The sequence below is a fragment of the Acidipropionibacterium jensenii DSM 20535 genome (genome assembly GCF_000425285.1).
Lineage (GTDB): Bacteria > Actinomycetota > Actinomycetes > Propionibacteriales > Propionibacteriaceae > Acidipropionibacterium > Acidipropionibacterium jensenii.
Genome location: NZ_AUDD01000027.1, coordinates 1 through 20,313, shown reverse-complemented (window position 1 = coordinate 20,313; position 20,313 = coordinate 1). Strand labels below are relative to the sequence as shown.

The following is a 20,313-nucleotide window of genomic DNA, read 5'->3' as shown; positions in this document are numbered from 1 at the left end:
CGTGACACCACGGCAGCAGGGCCGAGACACCGCAATGCCACGTTGTTGCCACGTCTCGGCCCCACCCGATGAACGAGCGGGGTCCGCTCCACCCGGGCAGAACCACAGCCCCGCGATGACGTCGGAACGGTACGTGTCCGCCGTATCAATGCCAATCGGATGACAGACCAGTGCTGTTTTGCTGCCACACCGGCGTCACGGCTAGCACCTGGTACGAACCGGGCATCGCTATGGCATTGCAACGACACCGGAATGCCACGTCATTGCCAGAACGCCGCCTCGCTGGAGCACTCGTGCCAGCCGTGACAGCGAATCGTCACGTGAGTGTCACGTCATTGCCGAGACAGCGCCACACGAGCGTCACGCCGATGACAGGGAACAGCCCGACACCGCAGCGCGACACCCATATGCCAACCACACGTCACGGACGTGACAACGGCGTGGCAATGATCCGTCACACCGCCGTCACGCCGGTGCCCGCACTCGACCGTCATGACATTCCGTCGTCATTGGAACGACACACCCGGGATACCGCAGCAGCAATGCGGTGTCCCGGGTGTGTCATTCTGTTGCCCGATCCCTGCTCGGTCGTGACATCGCCGTGCCAATGAATTGACAGTCCGTCGTCACGGTTGACCGGCTCCGGCACGGCCGGCCGGACCCGCCGCTCGGGGCCGAGGAGACCCGGCAACGCCGCATCGGTGCTGACGGAGACCCGGGGTGGCGGACCGGCCACCAGCGTTCAGTCACCAGGGCAGCGAGAGCCATCGGCGACCGGGCTGCGCCACCAGAGCAGCGCCGCACCAGGAGCCCGGGCACGCCCGATCGGCCGGCGGATCACCGACGGGCCACCACCCGGGTCCGCCGTCTGGAGCACGAGCACGACCATGATTGCCAGGGACGCCCGTGCGACCGGTCTGCAGCCGTCGGGCCGGCACCTGCCGACCAGATGGTGCGCCGGTGGATCGGGGCTGGGGGAGCGCGCCCCTCCAGGTGCCGGACCCCACCGCGGCGACGGGGTCGGGCAGGCACCACCACCCCGGACCGGTCGGTCCACAAGACCGATCCAAGGGGTGCGCCGCGGATCACCTCAGCACCACCTGGAACCACCCCGGGACGAGCCCGGGACCAGGCAGCGACACCTGTTCACCAGCCGTGCCACCCGGCTCCGCCCAGCTGTCATCAGTCACGGCTGGCGCGGCGTCCTGGCGGCCACCATCACACTAGGTCGAATGACCGGGAAGCACCCCTGGAACAGGGGGTGGCACCGTGCCTGCACAACGGTGCCAGGGGCACCACATGTCCTGCACAGTCCATTGGTCCTGCGACAAGGGGTCGCACAGGCCGGTTGTGCGACGCTACGCGTCATCGCGGTGGCCGAACCGGCCTGTGCACACAGACTGCGAGCCGCCTGCGGCAAGGTCCCGGACCTCCGCTTACGCTCCGGCCGCGGGACATACGAGCCGCGAGGGAAAGGGCATAAGGGGGGCTGGCACCACTGGTCCTTCGGACCCTCGCTCCGCTCGGCCCCTCGCTGCGCTTCGGGACAGTGGTGGCCGGCACAGCCGGCAGCCCCACGGGTTCGCTGCGCTCGCCCGCATCCTCAAGGAGCCGCCTCGAGCCCCACCGGGGCTCGCGACGTCCATGCCCCCACCCTCCTGGTGGACGGGGACGCCACCGTCTCGCGGGCGAGACGGTGACGATGGAGCCACCACGGGTGGCACGGGCGATGAGCCGGCGAACCACCGGAGGCCTCATCGCCGCGACGGCGGTTCCGGCGCGGCCGGAACCCGGGTGGACCGGGCAGGCGCACCACAGGTCGTCGAAGGCTGCCCTGCGCCGATCCCGACCGGAGACAGACCGCCGGCATCGCGATGGCGACCCGTTCGGAGGTTCCCGGCGACCTCGTCGTCGCCGAGCAGGAAAGGCGTCCCGGCCGGCCCACGGTCGTCGGTCCGCGGCACCCGGACCCTCGGCGATGATCCGATGGAGCGGTCCCCGGCGGCGATGGTCGCGCGGCGGATCATCCCACCTGCCCCGGCGAGGGCGGTCCCATCATCGGCGATCGCCCTCGGCAGTCGACCGGACAGCTCATCCGATGCCCTGGCCAGGGGGGCGGATCCCGATCATCCAGATGACAGCTGGAGCGCATCTACCGGCGCATCCAGACCGTCGAAACATTTCCGACAACATTTTCGCGAAAGGGACACATCATGGCGCGTCCGACATCCTTGCCCAGCCCCTACGAGACCGGGGAGGTCTGCCAGCCTCGGCTGCAGGTGCCCGATCCCCACGAGATGCTCGAGTGGCTCAACCGCACCGCGAGGTCGAGGGGGACCCGACAGTACGAGGAGCCGGACCAGGACGTGCTGTCCGGGTTCGGCACGGTGGAGCCCTACGACGTCGACGCCGAGACCAGGTGAAGCGACGCGACGGACGGTTCGTGGTTCGCATCGCCAATCACTGCGATCCCGGGGAGCTCGACGTGGTCGTGACACGGGCCCGCTGCTGATCGGCACGCCGGGACGCGGAACAGCCCACCGGGCGATGCCTCGGTGGGCTGTAGGGGAGTGAACGGGCAAGGAGCCAGCAGGCCGGTGGCAGGCATGTACCGGACCGTGGTGGCCCGATGAGTCTGGCTCAGAACGAGGGCGATGACTCCCACTCGAAACGCATCTCAGGATGAGCCTCGCGATAGGCCACCAGGATCTCCTTGCGAATACGCCCGGCGTCCTTGACGGTGCCGGCGAACTCGGGCTGCTCGCGGGCCCAGGACCGGATCTTGTCGCGCTGCTCGGGAGTGGTGATGGGCACCTCGCCGGTGCGATCGGAGCGCGAGCGTCCCGGACCGCGGCCGCCGCGTGCACCGGCGCTGAGCCGGGAGTCCGGCCTGGCGTGGGAGATATAGGGATCCAGCACCTGGCACATCTGCGTGTACTCGTCGTCAGTGAGGTCGATCTCGTACCAGGCGTTGCCCAGGCCGATGTGCCGTGTTGTGGCCCCTGAGGCCTGCGAAAGGTCTGACTCGATGATTTGTGTGACTGCCATGGGATGACCATAGCAAAACGGCGCTGATCATCAAGGACATCACCTGGGGCTCGCTGCTGGTCACAACACGAACCATCGACCACGTCACGGAACTCCCGTGCCGTGAGAATGCCTTTATATATCATCGATAGATAATCAAGAAATGATAGCGTGATAATCATGAGTAGCATGTCACAAATCACCCGGGGCCGTGCGCCGGTCCCCGATCTGTTCGACCTGGTGTGCGCCCGTCGTGGCTGGACGCCGCAGGTGCTGGCGGCCCTGGACGACCCCTCCCATCCCGATCTGGGCGACCTGGGCACGATGGTCGAGGCGCTGTACCGGATCCACGAGTCGGGTGAGCGGATCGTCATCATCCCCGACTTCGACATGGACGGCATCAGCTCCGGTGTCCTGGGTCATGCCGGGATGGCCGAGCTGGGGTTCACCGTGGAGCTGCACACCCCGGACTACCGGCGTGGCCATGACGTGGGTCCGGCCGACATGGCCGAGATCGCGGATCGCTGGCCCGATACCACCACCGTCATCACCTGTGATGGAGGGGTCAACGCCGGGGCCGGGGTCGATGACGCGCACGCCCGGGGATGGACGGTTCTGGTGACCGACCACCACCAGGAGTTGCTCCCTGGCTCGCGCGCCGACGTCACGGTGGACCCATGCCGTCTCGACGAGACCTATCCCCTCAAGGGGATCTGCGGTGCCCATGTGTTCTACCAGGTGCTGGAGCGCTACGCCCTGGTTCACGATCCCTACCGGCTGTGGTCGATCCGACTGCTGCGCCTGTTCGCCGGGACCGGGACGGTCTCCGACGTCATGCCGCTGGTGGGTGAGAACCGTCAGCTGGTGCGCGACTCGGTGGCGATCGCCGGACTGCTCGACGCCCCGGTGCCCACCACGAGGAATCAGTGGGGCGAGCCGCAGCCCGATCCGAGCGCCATCGACTCCGGCGAGGCGGTCCTGCTGCAGCTGCTGGCCGCCGAGGACCATCATCCGGTGTTCGTCGCGGCCCTGGAGGGGTTCGCGCTGACCCTCAAGGCGTTCCGGGCCGCCGACAAGCTGCGCGGTAACCCCGACGAGGAGTTCTACGGCTGGTACCTGGCTCCGGCCTTCAACAGCCCCCGGCGTATCGGCACACCGATCTCCGACTGCTTCGAGATCTTCGCCCCCGGTCCCACCCAGACCCGTCTGGAGACGGCGACGCGGGTCCTTCAGGCCAATCAGCAGCGCATGGAGATGGTCAAGGACTTCGTCGCCGAGCTCCAGGGCTCGGACCAGCCGCTGGCTCCCTGGGTGTACCTCTCGCACGCGCCGGGCGGGATGCTGGGCCTGCTGGCCAACAAGCTGATGACTGCCTCCGGTCATCCCGTGGTCGTGCTGGGCGCGCCGGGCCCCGGGGTCATGTTCAGCGGATCGGGGCGGGCCCCGGCCTGGTTCAACATCATCGACACCCTCGCACCGGTGCCCCACATGATGGGTATCGGTCACCAGCAGGCCTGCGGCGTGCGGGTGGAGGGTCTGGACGGGCTGGCCGAGCTGGCCGCCCTCCTCGAGTCGACCACCGCCCGGATCCTCGCCGAGGCAGGGCCGACTGACCTCACCAGCGCGCCGGATCTACGACTGGGACCCTCCCCGGACGCCGACGCCGGACTGGTCGACGACAGGCCGCTACTCAGTCTTCTGGAACGTCTGGAGGCGTTGCGCCCGTTCGGTCATGGCTTCGAGACTCCGGTGACCGAGATCACCGCGGACCCGGCGACGACCCGGATGGACCTCATCGGCTCCGAGGACCAGCACGTCCGGCTCACCACCGCCGAGGGCACCCGCCTGCTGTGGTGGAACGCCGCCGATCATGTGGGGCAGTTGCGCCAGGTCCTCGACGACCCGCAGCCGACGAATTGGCTGCGCCTGCAGGGGACCCTCTCGCTCAACGAGTTCAGGGGGCACCGCAGCGTCCAGCTCATCGTCGACCACATGGTCGACGAGCCCGCACGGGTCCCGGTGACGCCATGAGCCGGGCAGTGCTCCGGCGGGTCACTGCGGTCACGACGGTATGTCTGGGAGTGCCGCCGGGGTACCTGGTGATCGCCATCTGTGCGGCGGTCCTGGTGCCCTCGACGATGACCGCGGCGCTGATCGCCGACGGGGTCGCGGGGCTGGTGGCCGGGCTGATCATCGCCCGGACGTCTCTGGTGGACCGTCGACATCGAGGTGGACCGGCTTCCACGCCGGCCCGGGTTGCGGCCCTGGCAGGCGTGGTGGGGCTGACAGTGGTGACGGGTCAGACGGCCGCACAGATGGTCTACCGGGTCGTGGGGTCGCGGGGCTGGCAGGAGCACGTGGCGGCGCAGTCGCAGGCACCGTTGGCTCTCACCCTGGTGTTCACGCTGCTGGTCGCCCCGGTGACCGAGGAGCTCATGCTGCGCGGGCTGATGTTCCCGCTGCTGCGACGTGAGGTGTCCCTGACCACGTCGGTGGTGCTCACGACGCTGGTCTTCGCGGTGCTCCACGGCAACCTCGTCCAGGGCCTGGCGGTCGTGCCGCTGGGCGTCGTCCTGGCACTCATGAGGGAGATGACCGGCAGACTGTGGCCCGAGATCCTGGCCCACATCGGGTTCAACCTGGCGGCGCTGGTGATCCCGGCGACGGCGATCGCGGCCATGTCGGCCCACCCGTTCGTGGTGGTCGTGCTGGTAGCGGGGTTGACGATCGCGATGACGGCGACCTGGACGAGGTGGCCGGCTGCAGCGACGGTCTGAACGGGCACCAGAGCTCCGTGGAGCCGCTGGGGCACGCCTGGGCACCCAGAGAAAAGCCTCACCTGGTCGGTGCCGGCCGGACACAGGCCCGCTGGGGCACGTCCTGGGGTGTCGGCTGGGGGTGCCCCCATGGTCCACAACGGTCGAGCACGTCGGCGACACCTGTCGGGGTCGCCGACGACTCACCGGTACGAGCCGGGAAGGTGGTGGCCGCGGGGACGGCCACCGGGGGAGGGGCTGAGGGTCATGAGAACCCTGTCGAGCAGGCATCACGGGACACAGGTGTGTTCCTGGTGCTCTCCCACAATCCCGGAACCCTCCATTCGAGGTGCTTCAGCAGGACACTCGCCATGCGAGCACGTGCCACGGCGGTCGAGATTGACCGTAGTGAACCGTCCTGAGCCGGCGGCCGGCCGGTAGTTCCTGCGACAACCATGTCTGCAGACACAGACCGAGGCCCCAGACCCTCCCTCAGGGGGATCTGGGGCCTCGGTCTCGCATTACCGTTCCACCGGCCCGGTCTCACACGACGACGACATGTCGTGCATCACCTTGAGAAGAACATTACCAGACCATCGCCATGATGTTCAACATCATTGTCAGAATAATTTTCGAGATGTGTCCCAATGATGCATGACGAGGTGCGGGGGGAGACCCGACGTACCACCTGACGGTGACCCTCCGGTACTCAGCGACGACCGAGCTCATCGATTCGCGGATCGCGGGTCGACCGGCCTGATCGCCTCGGATCGAGGTGGATCCACGGTGACCGAAGGAGCATCAGAGTTGAGTGCGGCCGACTCAGGTATGATGCCCCGAAGAGGGGTCATGTCCCAAGAGTTGAGTCATCCTGACTCAATAGCGGTGGTCGAAGCCCCGCCGAGGGCCAGAATGTACCACATGATGTACCACATGGAACACACACCATAACCCCTTGTCAGGTGCCAGTTTTGGGCCCAAATCGGGTGTACCACTGAATCGCATTTTTATATATAGGGGGGTAACACCTCCAAATGTGATTCCTCTGGTACATGTGGTACATCGAGGGACACAGGTCGAACACAGGAAGAGGGTAGGGAGTACTCAGTAAGGGGTCTCTCGCGCATGTATATAAAGTACTTTTCAGTGGTACAAGTGGTACAAACCCCATTTAGATCCTATTTGAGCCTGTCATGGCGCGGTTTGCGGATGTACCACATGACCGATTTTTTGTCTGGTACGTAGTGGTAGGCAGTGGTACATCTCGGTTATGGATCACCGGGCCGGAACCCCTCGACCAGGTCCGTTCCGACCATCTCGTGCGAGCACCCACCACGGGCGTCCACGGTGCGGCGGTCACCACTGGGCAACCCTCCCCCCACGACCCGACAGGGCGACGGGAGCGCTGCCCTGTCGGGTGCGATGGAGATGACGCCGCGGCCACCCGTTGGGTCATTCAAACCATCCTCAGATGAACTGGCGAGCCTCGGACAGATCATTGTGATGACGACTCAGAACATCTAGAGTGAGCTACGCATTCGTTCCAATCTGAGACACAAGCTCCTGTCGGCCCGGGGGTGGTGGTCTCCTACGACCCGGAAGAACCGAATCATGACGACATCCTCCGCACCCTCCGGACACCTGTCGGGGTCGACTCCCGACGTGGCCGCCTTCATGGCCGACCTCATGGCGGCGATGGCCACCGACCATCCTGGCTCGCGGGCTCCGCTCGACGAGATCGTCGAGCGGGCCACCACCGGCTACCTCGATCTCGTCGACCCCCTGGATTCCCCCGAGCCGATTGCGGTGGTGCAGCACCTGCTGGGCACGACCAACGCCCTCATCGCCCAGGCCAACGTCGCCAAACCCAAGGGGTCGAGTGACTACCCGGACCTGAGGAGCCTGTCATTCTGGCAGATCGCCCATGTCCTCATGCGACTCCACCGGGTCATCCTGGTCCGGCCCTCCACCCTGTCCCACGACCGTGACTACGACGTGCTGGCCATGTACGAGCCCACTGGCGAGGGCCGGGGCACCTACACCACCTCGGAGTCGCGCATCCGCGAGATCGCCCGCCAGTACTGCCTGGGCATCACCACCAAGGACTGGGAGTCGGTGGTCCTGGTGCTGCGCGAGTCGGCCCCCCGGCACCAGCGGTGCCTGGAACAGGATCTGGTGGCGGTCAACAACGGGATCTTCTACTACGGAGCCACCGACACCGACCTCCAGATCGAGGGACGCACGTTCAGCTTTCACGCCAAGTCACTGCACCCCTTCGACCGCGATCTCATCTTCCTGTCCAAGATCCCCCACGACCTGGACGTCAACGTCCCCAATCCGGTCATCACGATGCCCGACGGTCAGCCGTGGGACATCGTGAGCTGGATCGACGAGATGTTCGACGACCCCGCCCAGCAGGGCATGGCCGAGCTCATGTGGCAGATCATCGGGGCGCTGACCCGTCCCCTGGTCCGCTGGAACAAGTCGGCGTGGTTTTACTCGGACAAGGGCAACAACGGCAAGGGCTCGATCTGCCAGCTCATGCGCCGCCCTGTCGCTGGAGGCGATGGGCCGCGACTTCCGCCTGGAGCCGCTGCTGAGCGCCGGGGCGATCATCTGCGACGAGAACGACGTCGGGGCCTTCATCGACCGTGCCGCCAACCTCAAGACGATCCAGACCAACGACATCCTCGAGATCAATCGCAAGCACCGGACCCCGGTGGCCTTCCAGTTCTGGGGCTTCATGGTGCAGTGCCTCAACGGCATGCCGCGCTTCAAGGACAAGTCGGAGTCGTTCTACCGCCGCCAGCTGTTCGTGCCCTTCGCCAAGTCCTTCACCGGCCACGAGCGGTCCTACATCAAACAGGACTACCTCACCCGGCCCGAGGTCCTCCAGTTCGTACTGCGTCACGTCCTGGTCGACGTGCCCGACTACTACCAGTTCGACGAGCCGCCGGCCACCCGCGAACTGATGGATGAGTACAAGGTCTTCAACGACCCGGTGCGGGAGTTCTGGGAGGAGTTCAACTACCAGTACACCTGGGACCTGCTGCCGTTCTCGTTCCTCTACGACCACTTCTGCTCGTGGTTCGCCCGGGCCAACCGCTCGGGTTCGGTGATCCGCAGCCAGCAGTTCGTCCCAGACCTGCTGGCGGTCGTGGAGAACGACCCGATGTGGACGTGCCGGTCCAAAACCCGCAAGATCCGGCCCCGCACGATGATGGACGACCCCGAACCGCTCATCGCCGAGTACGAGCTCAAGAGCTGGTACGCCCCCGGCTACCAGGGCTCCGACCCGCTGGCACGCTCGCAGCCGCTCCTCAAGTCCAGTTACCGGGGACTGGAGCGGGTCGGCATCGTCTGCGCCCCGGATCCGGCGGATCGACAGACGACCGATCCCGACGAGGACTGAGCCGCCGAGCGCTCTCACTCACCCCATCCGACCACCCATGACCCCAGGAGGGCCGATGACCACACTCACCACCTCGTCCCTGGCCCCACAGGCCGCAGCCGAGTCTCCTACCGGGGCCGCGGCGGCTCCCGCCGAGCCCACCGCGATCACTGCGGCCACCTCGGGGTTCTGGTTCTATGACATCGAGTCGCTGTCCAACGCGTTCACCCTGTGTGGGCTGACCGCGGTGCCGGGGCACACCCCCCGTCTGGACGTCTTTGCCCAGATCGATGACGCTGACCTGCGGGGCCGGCTGGTTCCCGCCGAGCTCGCCCTGGCCATCCGCCGGGGCAACCCGGGCCTGCCGTCCCAGGCGAGGATCGCCGTCCACGATCTCGGTGATCCCGGCCAGGTGGCCTACCTGGCCGGGATCCTGGGTGTCTCGGACGCCGACCCGGTGTGCGATCCTGACGCCTCCTCCAGCTACCCTGCCGGTCTGAGGCCCCGGTGCGACACGGACCCCGGCTACCACCCGCGTCACGATCCCTTCCTGGCCGGCTACAACTCGGCCAACTACGACCTCACGATGCTGGCGCAGTACCTGTCGGAGGCCTACCACCAGTTCTGGGACATCCCGATGCGCACCAGATCCGCAGGCCGGGGCCAGCACGTCGGCGGGGCGCACCCTGCGGAGCCGCCCGTCCTGGAAAACCGGGAGCCGGCCCTCGGTGATGCGCCGGTGAATGGTGTCGAGCGAGTATCCGATCATCTGACCGGCCTGTGACAAGGAGATGAACACAGGCTCGACGGTCTCCTCGTCGAGATGGGAACGTGACGGCATGGTGCGGCCTCAGGGTGTGCGCGATCCTCGATGGGTGTGGTGTCACACAGATGACTCCACATGCCGCGCAGGCGATCCCTGCTTGAGGTGGGCGTGACCCCCCACCGGTCCCGGTCGGACCAGCTCGTGGCACCGAGCTACATCATCAGTGTAGACCGGGAATGCGCTTCAATGCCACCCTATGCAGATCAGTGCAATGATGTGACAATAATTCAGCAGATTGTCGGCGAGGAACCCCGGCCCTTCAGGGCCGGGCAGTTGACGACCCGTCGGCCTCATGCCTCCCGCGCTTCTCGGCCTGGCGGAGCGTGCGGGACAACCGATCGGCACGCTCTCGGTCACGATTGGTCGACGTCATCTGGTAGTGCATGGCCATGGCAGCGGTCGTGTGGCCGAGCATCCGCATGAGCTCGGCGGTGGTGGCCCCGTCCTGGGCGGCCAGGGTTGCGGCGGTACGCCGCAGGTCGTGGACAGTGAGTTCCGGACGATCGATGACCTCGCAACCCTTGTGGTGAGCCTCCCACAGCACCGACGAGGCCAGAGGGTGCACCCCGTCGCTGGCGGGGAACACGAGGGCGTCCCTGCCCCGCACCGGCAGTCCGGCCAGCCAGGTGCGCATCGGCCTGACGAGCTGGGCCGGCATGGCCACCGCACGCCAACCGGCGTCGGTCTTGGTGTCGCCGTAGTGCCAGTCCCAATGGTGGTCGCCGATCCTGACCCTGCTGACGGCCTGCTCGACGTGGAAGACCTTGGCCCCCAGGTCCACGTCGCGGCGGCGCAGACCTCGGATCTCCCCGGAGCGCAGTCCGCACCAGATGCCCACCATGAGCGCGACCCGGTAGTGCTCGGGCACCGCGCGCATGTAGGCGAGGGTCTGGGCAGGGGTGAGCGCCTCCACCGTGGCGGCCGAGTGCTGGGGGCGTGGCTTGCCGGCCCCCTTGAGATGACAGGGGCTGGTCTCGATGAGCTCGTCGTCGACGGCATCCTTCATCACCGATGACAGCAGCTGGTAGGCCCTCGAGTTCTGGGTCGGCGTCGAGCGGTCAAGGTGGTCCCACCACGCTGCGACGTCGGCCCGGGTGACTGTGTCCAGTCGCAGATCACCGAGCCTGGTGCCGGCGATCCTCAGGCGGGCGTCCTTGCGGTACAGATCGACCGTGGTCTGTCTCAACGGCCTGCGGGCTCTGGTGGCGCGACGCTCGATGACGGTCCCGATCCATTCGAGAACCGTGGGCATGGCGGCCTCACGCTCCTCGGCGGCCACCTGCTCGGCGTATCGCTGGATCGGAGGGGTCCACAGTCCCTGACTGATGAGCTTGCGCTCCTCCGACAGCCACCCCTCGGCGTACCCCCGGTCGACGAACGTGCTCGGTGCCTGGTGCCTGTGATGGTCAGGACCGATGTAACGGGCCTGCCAGTTCCCACTCGTCAACTTCCTCGTGCTGCCGAACGTCCTCCTGTGACTGTCCCTCTTGCCCATGCTCCGCCCCTCCTCGGTTGGTGCAGTCTGTCCGTGCCCACCACGTGCCCAATGAAACCCGTCTCGTGCCCATTCATGCCCCCCTGTGCGGACTTCCTCGTAAATGACAAGTAGCCCGTGACTAGGTGTTGAACCTAGTCACGGGCTACTTCTCCGTGTGTCCGAGAGAGGACTTGAACCTCCACAGCCTAAAGCGGCCACTAGCACCTCAAGCTAGCGCGTCTACCAATTCCGCCACCCGGACAGATCGCCGACTCGGGCAGTGCGCCCTGCGTCGACAGCTATGGAAGCTTATCCCGATCTCTCCGGAGTCCGCAAATCTGTGTCTCACAGTGGCCGGGATGTCCGGCTGCCGGGAGCCGGTGGCAGAATCCCGGTATGGATCCAGACACCTCGACGACCTCGGTCGTCGGCACCGCACCCGAGACCGAGGTGGTGACGATCTGTCAGGATCTTCTCCGGGTCGACTCGACGAACTTCGGTCCTGGAAGAGCCCGTGGCGAGGCCGAGATGGCGGGTCTGGTGGCGGATCTCCTCACCGAGATCGAGGCGACCTGCCGGACCTACGAGCCCGAGCCGGGCCGCACCACCTTGGTCGCCGACTGGGCTCCCGAGGGCACCGACATGTCCCGACCGGTCCTGATGCTGCACGGTCACAGCGACGTCGTGCCCGCCGATGCGAGCGACTGGACGGTGCCCCCGTTCTCCGGAGAGATCCGCGACGACTGCCTGTGGGGACGCGGCGCCATCGACATGAAGGGGTTTCTCGCCATGGTGCTGTCGGCCATGCGGGCCCGGCACCGTCGCGGCGAGGTCCCCTCCAGGCCGGTGAGATTCATCCTCTTCGCCGATGAGGAGGCCTCCGGCACTCTGGGTTCTAGCTGGCTCGGCCCGCACCACCCCGAGGTCTTCGACGGCGTCACCGAGGCCATCAGCGAGATCGGCGGATTCTCCGTCACCACTCCCCAGGGTCGTCGCGGCTACGTCGTCCAGGCCGCCGAGAAGGGACTGTGGTGGTTCCGGATGACCGCCACCGGGCTGGCAGGGCATGGTTCGATGCGCAACCCGGACAACGCCGTGGCGCGGATCTGCGCCGCTGTCGACCGGATCGTCGCCCACCGCTGGCCCGATCTTCATCATCCGGTCCAGGAGGCCTTCCTGGACTCCTACTCGCGGCTATGGGGGGTCGACGTCGACCACGACGACCTCGAAGGATCGCTGGCCGGTCTGGGACCGCTGTCGAGAATGGTCGGCGCCGCATCCAGCCAGATGGTGACCCCCACCGTGCTGTCGGCGGGATACAAGGTCAACGTGATCCCGACCGCCGCCAGCGCGGAGCTGGATGCGCGGTTCGTGCCAGGCCACGACGAGGAGATGATCGCCCAGATCAAGGACCTCGCCGGACCCGGAATCACCTTCGAGACGATCGCCTACCGGCCCTCGGTCGAGGCACCGTTCGACGGCCCGGTGGTCGATGCCATCAGGTCGGCCATCGATGCCGAGGACCCGGGTGCGATGGTGCTTCCCTTCCTCAACAGTGCGGGGACCGATGCGAAGGGCTTCGCCCGGCTCCCGGACGGCCGCACCATCCGATGCTACGGATGCACGCCCCTGAAACTCCCGGAGGACTTCGACTTCATCTCGCTGTACCACGGGGTGGACGAGAGGGTACCGCTGGACTCCTTGGCATTCGGGGCCAGGGTCGTTGATCACATTCTCGAGGAGGCATGATGATGAATCAGAACACAGGCCAGACCTGCACCCTGACCCTCGATGGCAAGGAGTACACGCTCCCGGTGCTCACCGGGACCACCGGCGCGAGGTCGATCGACATCTCAGGGCTGCGGGCCGCAACCGGCGGGGTGACGACCTTCGACCCGTCCTTCGCCAACACGGCGTCCTGCAGCTCGGCGATCTCATCGATCGACGGTGAGAACGGGGTGCTCACCTACCGGGGCATCCCCATCGAGACCTTCGCCACCGAGCACATCTCGTTCACCGAGACGGCCTGGCTGCTGATCTTCGGAAAGCTGCCGACCACCGCCGAGATCGAACGATTCGGCGCCCTGCTCACCAAGTACTCGGCCCTGCACCGGTCGATGGACCTGCACTTCAACGCCTTCCCGCCCAATGGGCACCCGATGGCGATCATGTCCTCGATGATCAATGCGATGAGCACCCACGACAGGCCCAGGATCACCGATGACGAGTCCTTCATCGAGTCCGCGGCCAAGCTGCTGTCCAAGGTGCGCACCATCGCGGCGGCCTCCTACAAGGCCTCGATCGGCGAGCCGGCCATCTACCCGCGCTTCGACCTGCGGTACGTGGAGAACTTCCTCCACATGATGTTCTCGCTGCCCTACGAGCCCTTCGAGGCCGATCCGGTGGTCGCCGAGGCGCTCAACCTCTTCCTGGTGCTGCACGCCGACCACGGGCAGAACTGCTCGACGTCGACCGTGAGGATGGTCGGCTCCTCGGGGGCGAACCTGTTCACCTCCTGCGCGGCGGGGGTCTGCGCCCTGTGGGGTCCGCGTCACGGCGGAGCCAACGCCAATGCGGTGAAGGGCCTGGAAAGGATCCACGAGTCCGGCCTGACGCCGCGCCAGTACGTCGCCAAGGTCAAGGACGAGAGGCAGCGCATCCCCGGCTTCGGCCACCGCATCTACCGCAACTGGGACCCGCGGGCCAAGATTCTGCGCCGCGCCTGCGACCAGCTGCTGGACACCCTCAACCGCACCGACCCGCTGCTCGACATCGCCCGCGAACTGGAGCAGGTGGTGCTGGCCGACGACTACTTCGTCGAGCGCAGGCTGTTCCCGAACGTCGACTTCTACTCGGGAATCGTGCTGCGCGCCCTCAACATCCCGCTGAACATGTTCACGGTGATGTTCTCGATCGGGCGGACCGCCGGATGGATCGCCCAGTGGAAAGAGGTCCACGACGACCCCAGGGGCCGGATCGACCGGCCCCGTCAGCTCTACCGCGGCGCTGCCCACACCGAGTGGACCCCTCCCGAGGATCGCGACTGAGAGGTCCCCGACGACGAACCCTGTCGGTGACAGGTGCTCTCACCGGAGCAGGTTCGGCCCGCCCGTGATGTCGTCGAGAGCGGCGGTGATCTCGTCGGGCAGCTCGTGCTCGTCGGCGGCCAGCAACTCGGTGAGCTGGGCGGGAGTGCGCGGGCCGACCAGCGCCGAGGCCACCTGAGGGGCGTCGCGCACCCAGGACAGCGCCACCTGGGCCGGGGTGATGCCCAGACCGTCGGCGGCCTTGGCGACAGCCTCGGCGACGGCCCGCGACTTCGTCGTGAGATACGGCTCGACGAACCAGGAGAGCTTGTCGTTGGCCCCCCGCGAGTCCCGCGGGGTGCCGGTGCGGTACCTGCCGGCGAGGACTCCACGACCCAGCGCGGACCAGGCCAGCACCCCCATCCGGTGGTGACGCGCCGCCGGCACCACCTCGATCTCGGCGCGGCGGGCCAGCAAGGAGTACTCCACCTGGTTGCTGACGATCGGCATCCGGGAGTGCTCTGCGCGCTGCCAGGTGGCCGCGGTCGCCGACTGCCATCCCACGAAGTTGCTCACCCCGACATAGCGGGCCATCCCGCTGCGCACGGCATGGTCCAAGGCCTCGCAGGTCTCCTCGAGGGGCGCGTCGCCCCAGGCGTGGACCTGCCACAGATCGACGTGGTCGGTGCGCAGTCGTCGCAGAGACCCCTCCAGATCCCGCAGCATCGCCGACCGCGAGGTGTCGACGATGCGGTCGGGCCCCTCGACGGTGAACCCGGCCTTGGTGGCGATCACCAGGTCGTCGCGGTTCAGGTCGAGATGGATCGCCCGACCGATGATCTTCTCGGCCAGACCCGAGGCATAGGCCGGAGCGGTGTCGATCAGACTGCCGCCGGCCTCGACGAAGCGCAGCAGCATGGTGCGGGCATCCTGGACGTCGGTCTGCCCGCCCCAGGTCAGCGTGCCAAGCCCCATACGCGAGACCTTGAGGCCGCTGGCGCCCACTGTTCTCGACAGCATCTGTGTTCTCCCTCGGGCCGACGCGCCGGTGCGCGCCAAGCCTAGTGGTGCCGATGGACCGATCGTGGGGTCCACCTCGACCCGTCCCCGAGCCCCTACAGTGGCCCCATGGCCCGAGTCACCCACCACTACCAGGATCCTGACCGTTTCGTGTGCGGGACGGTCGGATGGCCGGGGGACCGGGTCTTCTACATGCAGGTCCGCCAGGCCAACCGCCTCACGACGGTGCGCTGCGACCGGGAGCAGGTGGATCTGCTGTCGGGCCACCTCGACCGGATCCTCAACGACCTGAGCAGGCTCGCAGCCGGCATCGTGAGCATTCCGGACGCCGTCGAGGAGCCCGATGACACCGACCCCCTGGACGCCCCCCTGGAGGAGGAGTTCACCATCGGGGCGATCGCTATCTCGTGGGACAACCCCGCCAACCGGCTCGTCGTGGAGTTCTTCGCAGTCAGTGGCGACGAGATGATGAGCGCGGATCCCCAGCTTCTGCTCTACGCCAGCCCCGAGGACGCCCCCGACTCCCTGGAGGTGCGACTCACCCCGGACCAGGCCCGACAGTTCGTGGCCCGCTGCCGGTTCCTGCTGAAGGCCGGACGCCCGTCCTGCCCGTTCTGCGGTCAGCCGATCAACCCGGGCGGTCACATCTGCCCCCGTTCCAACGGCTACCGCCGCCCGCTGTTCCTGTGATCTGCTCTCCTCCCGGGCGCCCGGGCACGGCCCCAGTCCGACGGTCGAGGGCGGTGGCCCGGGCCTGGTCGGCGGGTCAGTGCCCACGGCTCTGGCAGAATCTGGGGCCGTTGGTCCAGTACGGGTGCGGGCAGAGCGGAGGCGGCATCAATGGGTGAGGTCATTCTGAGGTTCCTCAACGCCCAGTGGGACGTCGGGCTGGGCAGGCCGATCCTGTGGCGCGAGATCGTCGGGAATCTGTTCGGTCTGGCCTCGGCCCTGGGCGGGGCCCGGCGACGGGTGTGGGCCTGGCCGATCGGGATTCTGGGCAACGCCCTGCTGTTCACGGTCTTCCTGGGCGGCGTCTTCCACACCCCGCAGGACCTGGACCTGTGGGGCCAGGCCGGTCGCCAGGTCTTCTTCATCATCACCTCGGTCTACGGATGGGTGGCCTGGGGCCGCTACCGACGCCACCACAGCGACTCCCGGGACGCCGTCAGACCGCGCTGGGCGACCCCGCGGGAACGGGCTGTCGCGGGAGCCGCGGCCGTCGTCATGCTCGTGGTCTTCTACCTGGCGCTGGAGGCGCTGGGCTCCTGGGGGCCGGCCTCCGACGCCTGGATCCTCACCGGTTCGATCCTGGCCACCTACGGCATGGCCCGCGGCTGGAACGAGTTCTGGTTCGTGTGGATCGCGGTCGACCTGGTCGGCGTCCCCCTGCTGCTGTCGGCGCACTACTACCCCAGTGCCCTGATGTACAGCTTCTACGGGCTGTTCTGCCTGTACGGCTTCCTCACCTGGTGGCGCAGCGAGCATCCTCGGGTCGTCAGCGACGACGAGGGCGACGCCGTCGGGTGATCCCGACGTCCGGGGTCGGACATCGCGAATCCCCGCAGTGATCGCAGCGGTGCGGGTGCTGCGACCTAGGTCCCACCGATGCCGCTGGCCGCTGGATGGTCAGGGACGGAGCGGGAGGCGCCCCTCGGCTAGGGTTGGCCGGGTGAGCAAGACATTCGAAGAACTCTTTGCCGAGCTGTCCGAGAAGGCGGCCAATCGCCCCGAGGGGTCGAAGACCGTCGACGAGCTGGATCGCGGGGTCCATGCGATCGGCAAGAAGGTCGTCGAGGAGGCCTCCGAGGTGTGGATCGCCGCTGAGTACGAGGGCAATGACCGCACCGCCGAGGAGATCAGCCAGGAGCTTTACCACCTCCAGGTGATGATGATCAAGCTGGGGATCAGCCTCGACGATGTCTACAAGTACCTCTGAGCCTGACAGGACCGACGTGCACGATCAGGAAGCGCAGCTGCGCATCGCCGTTCCCAACAAGGGAGCACTGTCCGAGGCCGCCGCCTCCCTCCTGCTGGAGGCCGGCTACCGGCAGCGGACCGACCGCAAGGACCTCAGGCTGTTCGACGAGGAGAACGGGGTGGAGTTCTTCTACCTTCGTCCCCGCGACATCGCCATCTACGTGGGGGAGGGGACACTCGACCTGGGGATCACCGGTCGTGATCTCCTGCTGGACTCCGGTGCCGAGGCGGTGGAGGTCAAGGGTCTCGGATTCGGACGCTCGCGGTTCCGGTTCGCCGGTCGCGATGGCCTCAGGACCGTCGACGAGTTGGACGGTCGTCGGATCGCCACCTCCTACCCGGGGTTGCTGAAGCGGTACCTCGACGAGCGCGGAGTCTCTGCCCGTCTCGTTCATCTTGACGGCGCGGTGGAGTCCTCCATCGGGCTGGGGGTCGCCGATGCGATCGCCGACGTCGTGGAGACCGGGACCACCCTGCGCAAGGCCGGACTGGCCGTCTTCGGGGACGTCATCCTCGAGTCGGAGGGGGTGCTCATCCGGCGCCACGGGTTCGACCGGGGACCGGCCTTCGACCACTTCATGAAGCGGATCGAGGGGGTCCGGGTCGCCCGGAACTACGTGATGCTCGACTACGACGTGCCCGAGGCTGCGCTGGAGCAGGCATCCAGCCTCACCCCCGGTCTGGAGTCACCGACGGTCTCCCCGTTGTCGCGTCAGGGCTGGTACGCGGTGCGAGCGATGGTGCCCAAGACCCAGGTGCAGGGGCTGATGGACCAGCTCTGGGACGCCGGGGCCAGGGCCATCCTCAGCACGGACATTGCGGCCTGCCGCATCTAGCGGGTGGAGTGGCCGCCGCATCTGACGGTGGAGTGGCCGCTGCATCTGATGGTGGAGTGGCCTGCCGCATCCAACAGCGTGAAGCACATCGGGTGGTGACCCGCGGATATCCGTAGGTCACCACCCGATGTGACATGAAGGGCCGTGGCGTCAGTCGATGCCGCGGTCCTTCAACAGGTTCATGAGCTCACGGTCCTCATCGGTGAATCCCGCCTTGTCGGGGTTGCCGGGCCCTTTCCGGCTCTTCTTGTCCGCCGGCTTGGTCGGCGTGGTCCTGCTGGTGGGGATGGAGGGCTGCGTGCTGCCGCCCGCCTTCTTCGGCTGCCCCGCCGAGTTCTCGATGCGACGCTGCTTGGCCTGTTGCCGGGTGACCGGCTCCAGGTAGCCGGCGCCCAGCCAGATGACGATGCCCAGGGCAGCGCCACCGACCCCCACCCATCGGGTGGTGTCCATATGGGTGGATCGCACCCAGTCCACCGACTGTCGAAGCCATCCCGCGACAAGGCTCATCAGTCCGAGAACCCACAGACCGGCCGGCACGAGAGCCGCACCGATCCCGCGAATTACAGATCGCACGGAGTGGCGTCTGACCCACATCAGTACCGCCCAGGCGAGCGGGAGCACGATCAGGACGACGGAGACGATGACGGTGATGGTGGCCTCACTCATGCCGTCAACTCTCCCACACGCACGGTAGCGTGCGGGCCGTGCGCAATCTCCTGAAGCCCGTCGAAGGAGATCGGGGCGATCCCGATCCCGAGGTTCGCCGACTCGTCGCCGCGGCGCGCCGGTCGAGGAGCGACTACCTGGACGCCGTGGTGTCGCTGTGCACGGCTCGTCTGCTGATGCCGGTGATGGCACCGCAGGATCGTCTGTCGCCGACTCCCGCCGCACCGCAGCCGTCCCACCCGAGCGCTGGGTCCGCAGGTGACCAGACCCATGAGATGGCGCCCGAGGTCAACGAGTTGGGCGCGGTGGTCCTCACGCACCCGGACGGGACGACCGCCCTGCTGTGTTTCACCGGGGCCGATGCCATGGGGGAGTGGGACGCCAGGGCGCGCCCGGTACCGGGGCACCTGGACGATCTGGCGGCAACCGTCGACGAGGCAGGCGCCCAGGTGCTGCTGATCGATGTGGCCGGTCCGGTCCCCATGGTGATCGGACCCGACCTCATCGCACAGTTGTCGGCGGGTAGACGCCTGGTGAAGCTTGACGACGGCGGCTACGGGTGGATGTCGGTGGCTCGCTGAGCACAAGGCGTCGGAGCGATGGGACCTCTTCGGGGCGGACCCGCCCCGGTGACAGGTCGGGATCGAGACGTCGCGAAGTGCGGCCGGAGACCGTCCTCCAGGGAGCTCTGAAGAGCCCGCGGGTGGCTGTGTGCGCTGGAGCGCTGGCCGGTGGGGACAGCCACACCGGGCCTGTGTTGCGTGGTGGGTGGGTGTGGGGTAATGTTCTCCGAGCTGTCCGGTTGATGGTTCGTGGCTGTTCGGCTGTCTGGTGCCTGTTGCAGGCGTCGGGTGGTGGGGTGGTTTCGGGTTGTTGGGATGATGGTTCGGGATTTGTGCCGGGTTGTTGTTTCGGGTAGTGTTGGTCGGGTCGCCTCGTGAGGGGCGGTGTGATTGATCTGATTGTTTCGGGAATGCCTTTTTGGGGTGTTTTCGGGATGATTGGTGCCGGGATGTGTGCGGGTTGGTCGGTTTGACTGGCTGGTGTTGTTTCGGTAGTGTTGATCGGGTCGTCCTGTGAGGGGCGGTGTGATTGATTCCGGTTGTTCCGGGGATGCTTTTCGGGGTGTTTTCGGGATTGATTGGTGCTGGGAAGTGTGTGGATCGGCTGGTTTGACTGGCGGGTTTGTTTCCGGTAGTGTTGTGAGAGCCCCAAGCGGCCATGTGATGTGGTGGTACGGGTCGTGTGTGATGTTTGAGAACTCAACAGTGTGTCATATATTTAGTCAATAAAGATGTTTTGTTGATG

17 protein-coding genes and 1 tRNA gene are annotated in these 20,313 nt (G+C 66.9%); 12 read left to right on the top strand and 6 right to left on the bottom strand.

The genetic code is table 11. From position 1 onward, the window contains the following. The first annotated feature begins 2,213 nt into the window (after nucleotides 1-2,213). Entirely contained in the window at nucleotides 2,214-2,423 is a 210-nt protein-coding gene (locus H590_RS0112165) for a hypothetical protein (protein WP_028703747.1), read from the top strand. Between the two features lie 217 nt (nucleotides 2,424-2,640). Here the strand turns inward: H590_RS0112165 and H590_RS0112155 are convergent, their stop codons facing one another. Further along, a complete protein-coding gene (locus H590_RS0112155) occupies nucleotides 2,641-3,048 on the bottom strand; it encodes an Lsr2 dimerization domain-containing protein (RefSeq protein ID WP_028703746.1) in 408 nt (135 codons plus the stop codon). Between the two features lie 159 nt (nucleotides 3,049-3,207). Here H590_RS0112155 and H590_RS16590 point away from each other — a divergent pair, with 159 nt between their 5' ends. After that, on the top strand, nucleotides 3,208-5,058 hold the full coding sequence (locus H590_RS16590; protein ID WP_051238596.1) for a DHH family phosphoesterase: 1,851 nt from the start codon (nucleotides 3,208-3,210) through the stop codon (nucleotides 5,056-5,058). After that, the gene (locus H590_RS0112145) at nucleotides 5,055-5,804 is read left to right on the top strand and encodes a CPBP family intramembrane glutamic endopeptidase (RefSeq protein WP_084149498.1); all 750 of its coding nucleotides are present in this window, start codon (nucleotides 5,055-5,057) and stop codon (nucleotides 5,802-5,804) included. Before H590_RS16590 ends, H590_RS0112145 begins: the two co-directional genes overlap by 4 nt. Nucleotides 5,805-7,819: 2,015 nt before the next feature. On the opposite strand, the gene H590_RS18455 is transcribed toward H590_RS0112145, so the two are convergent. Further along, nucleotides 7,820-7,969, bottom strand: coding sequence for a hypothetical protein (locus H590_RS18455; protein ID WP_154655328.1), 150 nt, complete (start codon nucleotides 7,967-7,969; stop codon nucleotides 7,820-7,822). A 380-nt stretch (nucleotides 7,970-8,349) separates the two neighbouring features. On the opposite strand from H590_RS18455, the gene H590_RS18450 reads away from it, so the two are divergent. Both H590_RS18450 and H590_RS19210 read left to right on the top strand, forming a co-directional pair. Next, on the top strand, nucleotides 8,350-9,195 hold the full coding sequence (locus H590_RS18450) for a DUF5906 domain-containing protein (protein ID WP_051238594.1): 846 nt from the start codon (nucleotides 8,350-8,352) through the stop codon (nucleotides 9,193-9,195). A gap of 55 nt (nucleotides 9,196-9,250) precedes the next feature. Continuing rightward, nucleotides 9,251-9,958: a hypothetical protein gene (locus H590_RS19210; protein ID WP_232020995.1), complete on the top strand. Its 708-nt coding sequence runs from the start codon at nucleotides 9,251-9,253 to the stop codon at nucleotides 9,956-9,958. A 301-nt stretch (nucleotides 9,959-10,259) separates the two neighbouring features. Here the strand turns inward: H590_RS19210 and H590_RS0112130 are convergent, their stop codons facing one another. Both H590_RS0112130 and H590_RS0112125 read right to left on the bottom strand, forming a co-directional pair. Then, nucleotides 10,260-11,495: a tyrosine-type recombinase/integrase gene (locus H590_RS0112130; protein WP_084149497.1), complete on the bottom strand. Its 1,236-nt coding sequence runs from the start codon at nucleotides 11,493-11,495 to the stop codon at nucleotides 10,260-10,262. Between the two features lie 158 nt (nucleotides 11,496-11,653). After that, nucleotides 11,654-11,739, bottom strand: a tRNA-Leu gene (locus H590_RS0112125). Between the two features lie 134 nt (nucleotides 11,740-11,873). On the opposite strand from H590_RS0112125, the gene H590_RS0112120 reads away from it, so the two are divergent. Together H590_RS0112120 and H590_RS0112115 are read left to right on the top strand one after the other, a co-directional pair. Beyond that, nucleotides 11,874-13,226, top strand: coding sequence for a M20/M25/M40 family metallo-hydrolase (locus tag H590_RS0112120; protein WP_028703743.1), 1,353 nt, complete (start codon nucleotides 11,874-11,876; stop codon nucleotides 13,224-13,226). Nucleotides 13,227-13,228: 2 nt separating this feature from the next. Further along, nucleotides 13,229-14,524 (top strand): citrate synthase, encoded by a 1,296-nt coding sequence (locus tag H590_RS0112115; protein ID WP_097799822.1) that lies wholly within the window; start codon nucleotides 13,229-13,231, stop codon nucleotides 14,522-14,524. 39 nt (nucleotides 14,525-14,563) lie between these two features. Here the strand turns inward: H590_RS0112115 and H590_RS0112110 are convergent, their stop codons facing one another. Beyond that, complete coding sequence (locus H590_RS0112110) at nucleotides 14,564-15,523, bottom strand: aldo/keto reductase (protein WP_028703741.1); 960 nt, start codon at nucleotides 15,521-15,523, stop codon at nucleotides 14,564-14,566. 108 nt (nucleotides 15,524-15,631) lie between these two features. Here H590_RS0112110 and H590_RS0112105 point away from each other — a divergent pair, with 108 nt between their 5' ends. The 4 genes from H590_RS0112105 (at nucleotide 15,632) to hisG (ending at nucleotide 18,336) form a co-directional block, all read left to right on the top strand. Continuing rightward, entirely contained in the window at nucleotides 15,632-16,213 is a 582-nt protein-coding gene (locus tag H590_RS0112105) for a DUF3090 family protein (protein WP_028703740.1), read from the top strand. Between the two features lie 150 nt (nucleotides 16,214-16,363). Next, nucleotides 16,364-17,050: a nicotinamide riboside transporter PnuC gene (gene pnuC / locus H590_RS0112100; protein WP_028703739.1), complete on the top strand. Its 687-nt coding sequence runs from the start codon at nucleotides 16,364-16,366 to the stop codon at nucleotides 17,048-17,050. 142 nt (nucleotides 17,051-17,192) lie between these two features. Next, complete coding sequence (locus tag H590_RS0112095) at nucleotides 17,193-17,459, top strand: phosphoribosyl-ATP diphosphatase (protein WP_028703738.1); 267 nt, start codon at nucleotides 17,193-17,195, stop codon at nucleotides 17,457-17,459. A 16-nt stretch (nucleotides 17,460-17,475) separates the two neighbouring features. Next, nucleotides 17,476-18,336 carry an ATP phosphoribosyltransferase gene (gene hisG / locus H590_RS0112090; RefSeq protein ID WP_028703737.1) on the top strand — a complete coding sequence of 287 codons (861 nt, stop codon included), beginning with the start codon at nucleotides 17,476-17,478 and terminating at the stop codon, nucleotides 18,334-18,336. Between the two features lie 150 nt (nucleotides 18,337-18,486). On the opposite strand, the gene H590_RS17465 is transcribed toward hisG, so the two are convergent. Continuing rightward, a complete protein-coding gene (locus H590_RS17465) occupies nucleotides 18,487-19,005 on the bottom strand; it encodes a hypothetical protein (RefSeq protein ID WP_051238592.1) in 519 nt (172 codons plus the stop codon). Between the two features lie 38 nt (nucleotides 19,006-19,043). Here H590_RS17465 and H590_RS0112080 point away from each other — a divergent pair, with 38 nt between their 5' ends. Continuing rightward, the gene (locus tag H590_RS0112080) at nucleotides 19,044-19,586 is read left to right on the top strand and encodes an SseB family protein (RefSeq protein ID WP_028703736.1); all 543 of its coding nucleotides are present in this window, start codon (nucleotides 19,044-19,046) and stop codon (nucleotides 19,584-19,586) included. The last annotated feature ends 727 nt before the right edge of the window (nucleotides 19,587-20,313 follow it).

What these genes read in the sequence shown, in the direction of transcription:
- H590_RS0112165 (WP_028703747.1), top strand. Translation starts at nt 2,214, where the DNA reads ATGGCGCGTCCGACATCCTTGCCCAGCCCCTACGAGACCGGGGAGGTC.
- H590_RS0112115 (WP_097799822.1), top strand. Translation starts at nt 13,229, where the DNA reads ATGAATCAGAACACAGGCCAGACCTGCACCCTGACCCTCGATGGCAAG.
- H590_RS17465 (WP_051238592.1), bottom strand. Translation starts at nt 19,005, where the DNA reads ATGAGTGAGGCCACCATCACCGTCATCGTCTCCGTCGTCCTGATCGTG.
- H590_RS0112105 (WP_028703740.1), top strand. Translation starts at nt 15,632, where the DNA reads ATGGCCCGAGTCACCCACCACTACCAGGATCCTGACCGTTTCGTGTGC.
- H590_RS19210 (WP_232020995.1), top strand. Translation starts at nt 9,251, where the DNA reads ATGACCACACTCACCACCTCGTCCCTGGCCCCACAGGCCGCAGCCGAG.
- H590_RS0112110 (WP_028703741.1), bottom strand. Translation starts at nt 15,523, where the DNA reads ATGCTGTCGAGAACAGTGGGCGCCAGCGGCCTCAAGGTCTCGCGTATG.
- H590_RS0112130 (WP_084149497.1), bottom strand. Translation starts at nt 11,495, where the DNA reads ATGGGCAAGAGGGACAGTCACAGGAGGACGTTCGGCAGCACGAGGAAG.
- H590_RS0112155 (WP_028703746.1), bottom strand. Translation starts at nt 3,048, where the DNA reads ATGGCAGTCACACAAATCATCGAGTCAGACCTTTCGCAGGCCTCAGGG.
- H590_RS16590 (WP_051238596.1), top strand. Translation starts at nt 3,208, where the DNA reads ATGAGTAGCATGTCACAAATCACCCGGGGCCGTGCGCCGGTCCCCGAT.
- H590_RS18450 (WP_051238594.1), top strand. Translation starts at nt 8,350, where the DNA reads ATGGGCCGCGACTTCCGCCTGGAGCCGCTGCTGAGCGCCGGGGCGATC.
- H590_RS0112120 (WP_028703743.1), top strand. Translation starts at nt 11,874, where the DNA reads ATGGATCCAGACACCTCGACGACCTCGGTCGTCGGCACCGCACCCGAG.
- H590_RS0112145 (WP_084149498.1), top strand. Translation starts at nt 5,055, where the DNA reads ATGAGCCGGGCAGTGCTCCGGCGGGTCACTGCGGTCACGACGGTATGT.
- pnuC (WP_028703739.1), top strand. Translation starts at nt 16,364, where the DNA reads ATGGGTGAGGTCATTCTGAGGTTCCTCAACGCCCAGTGGGACGTCGGG.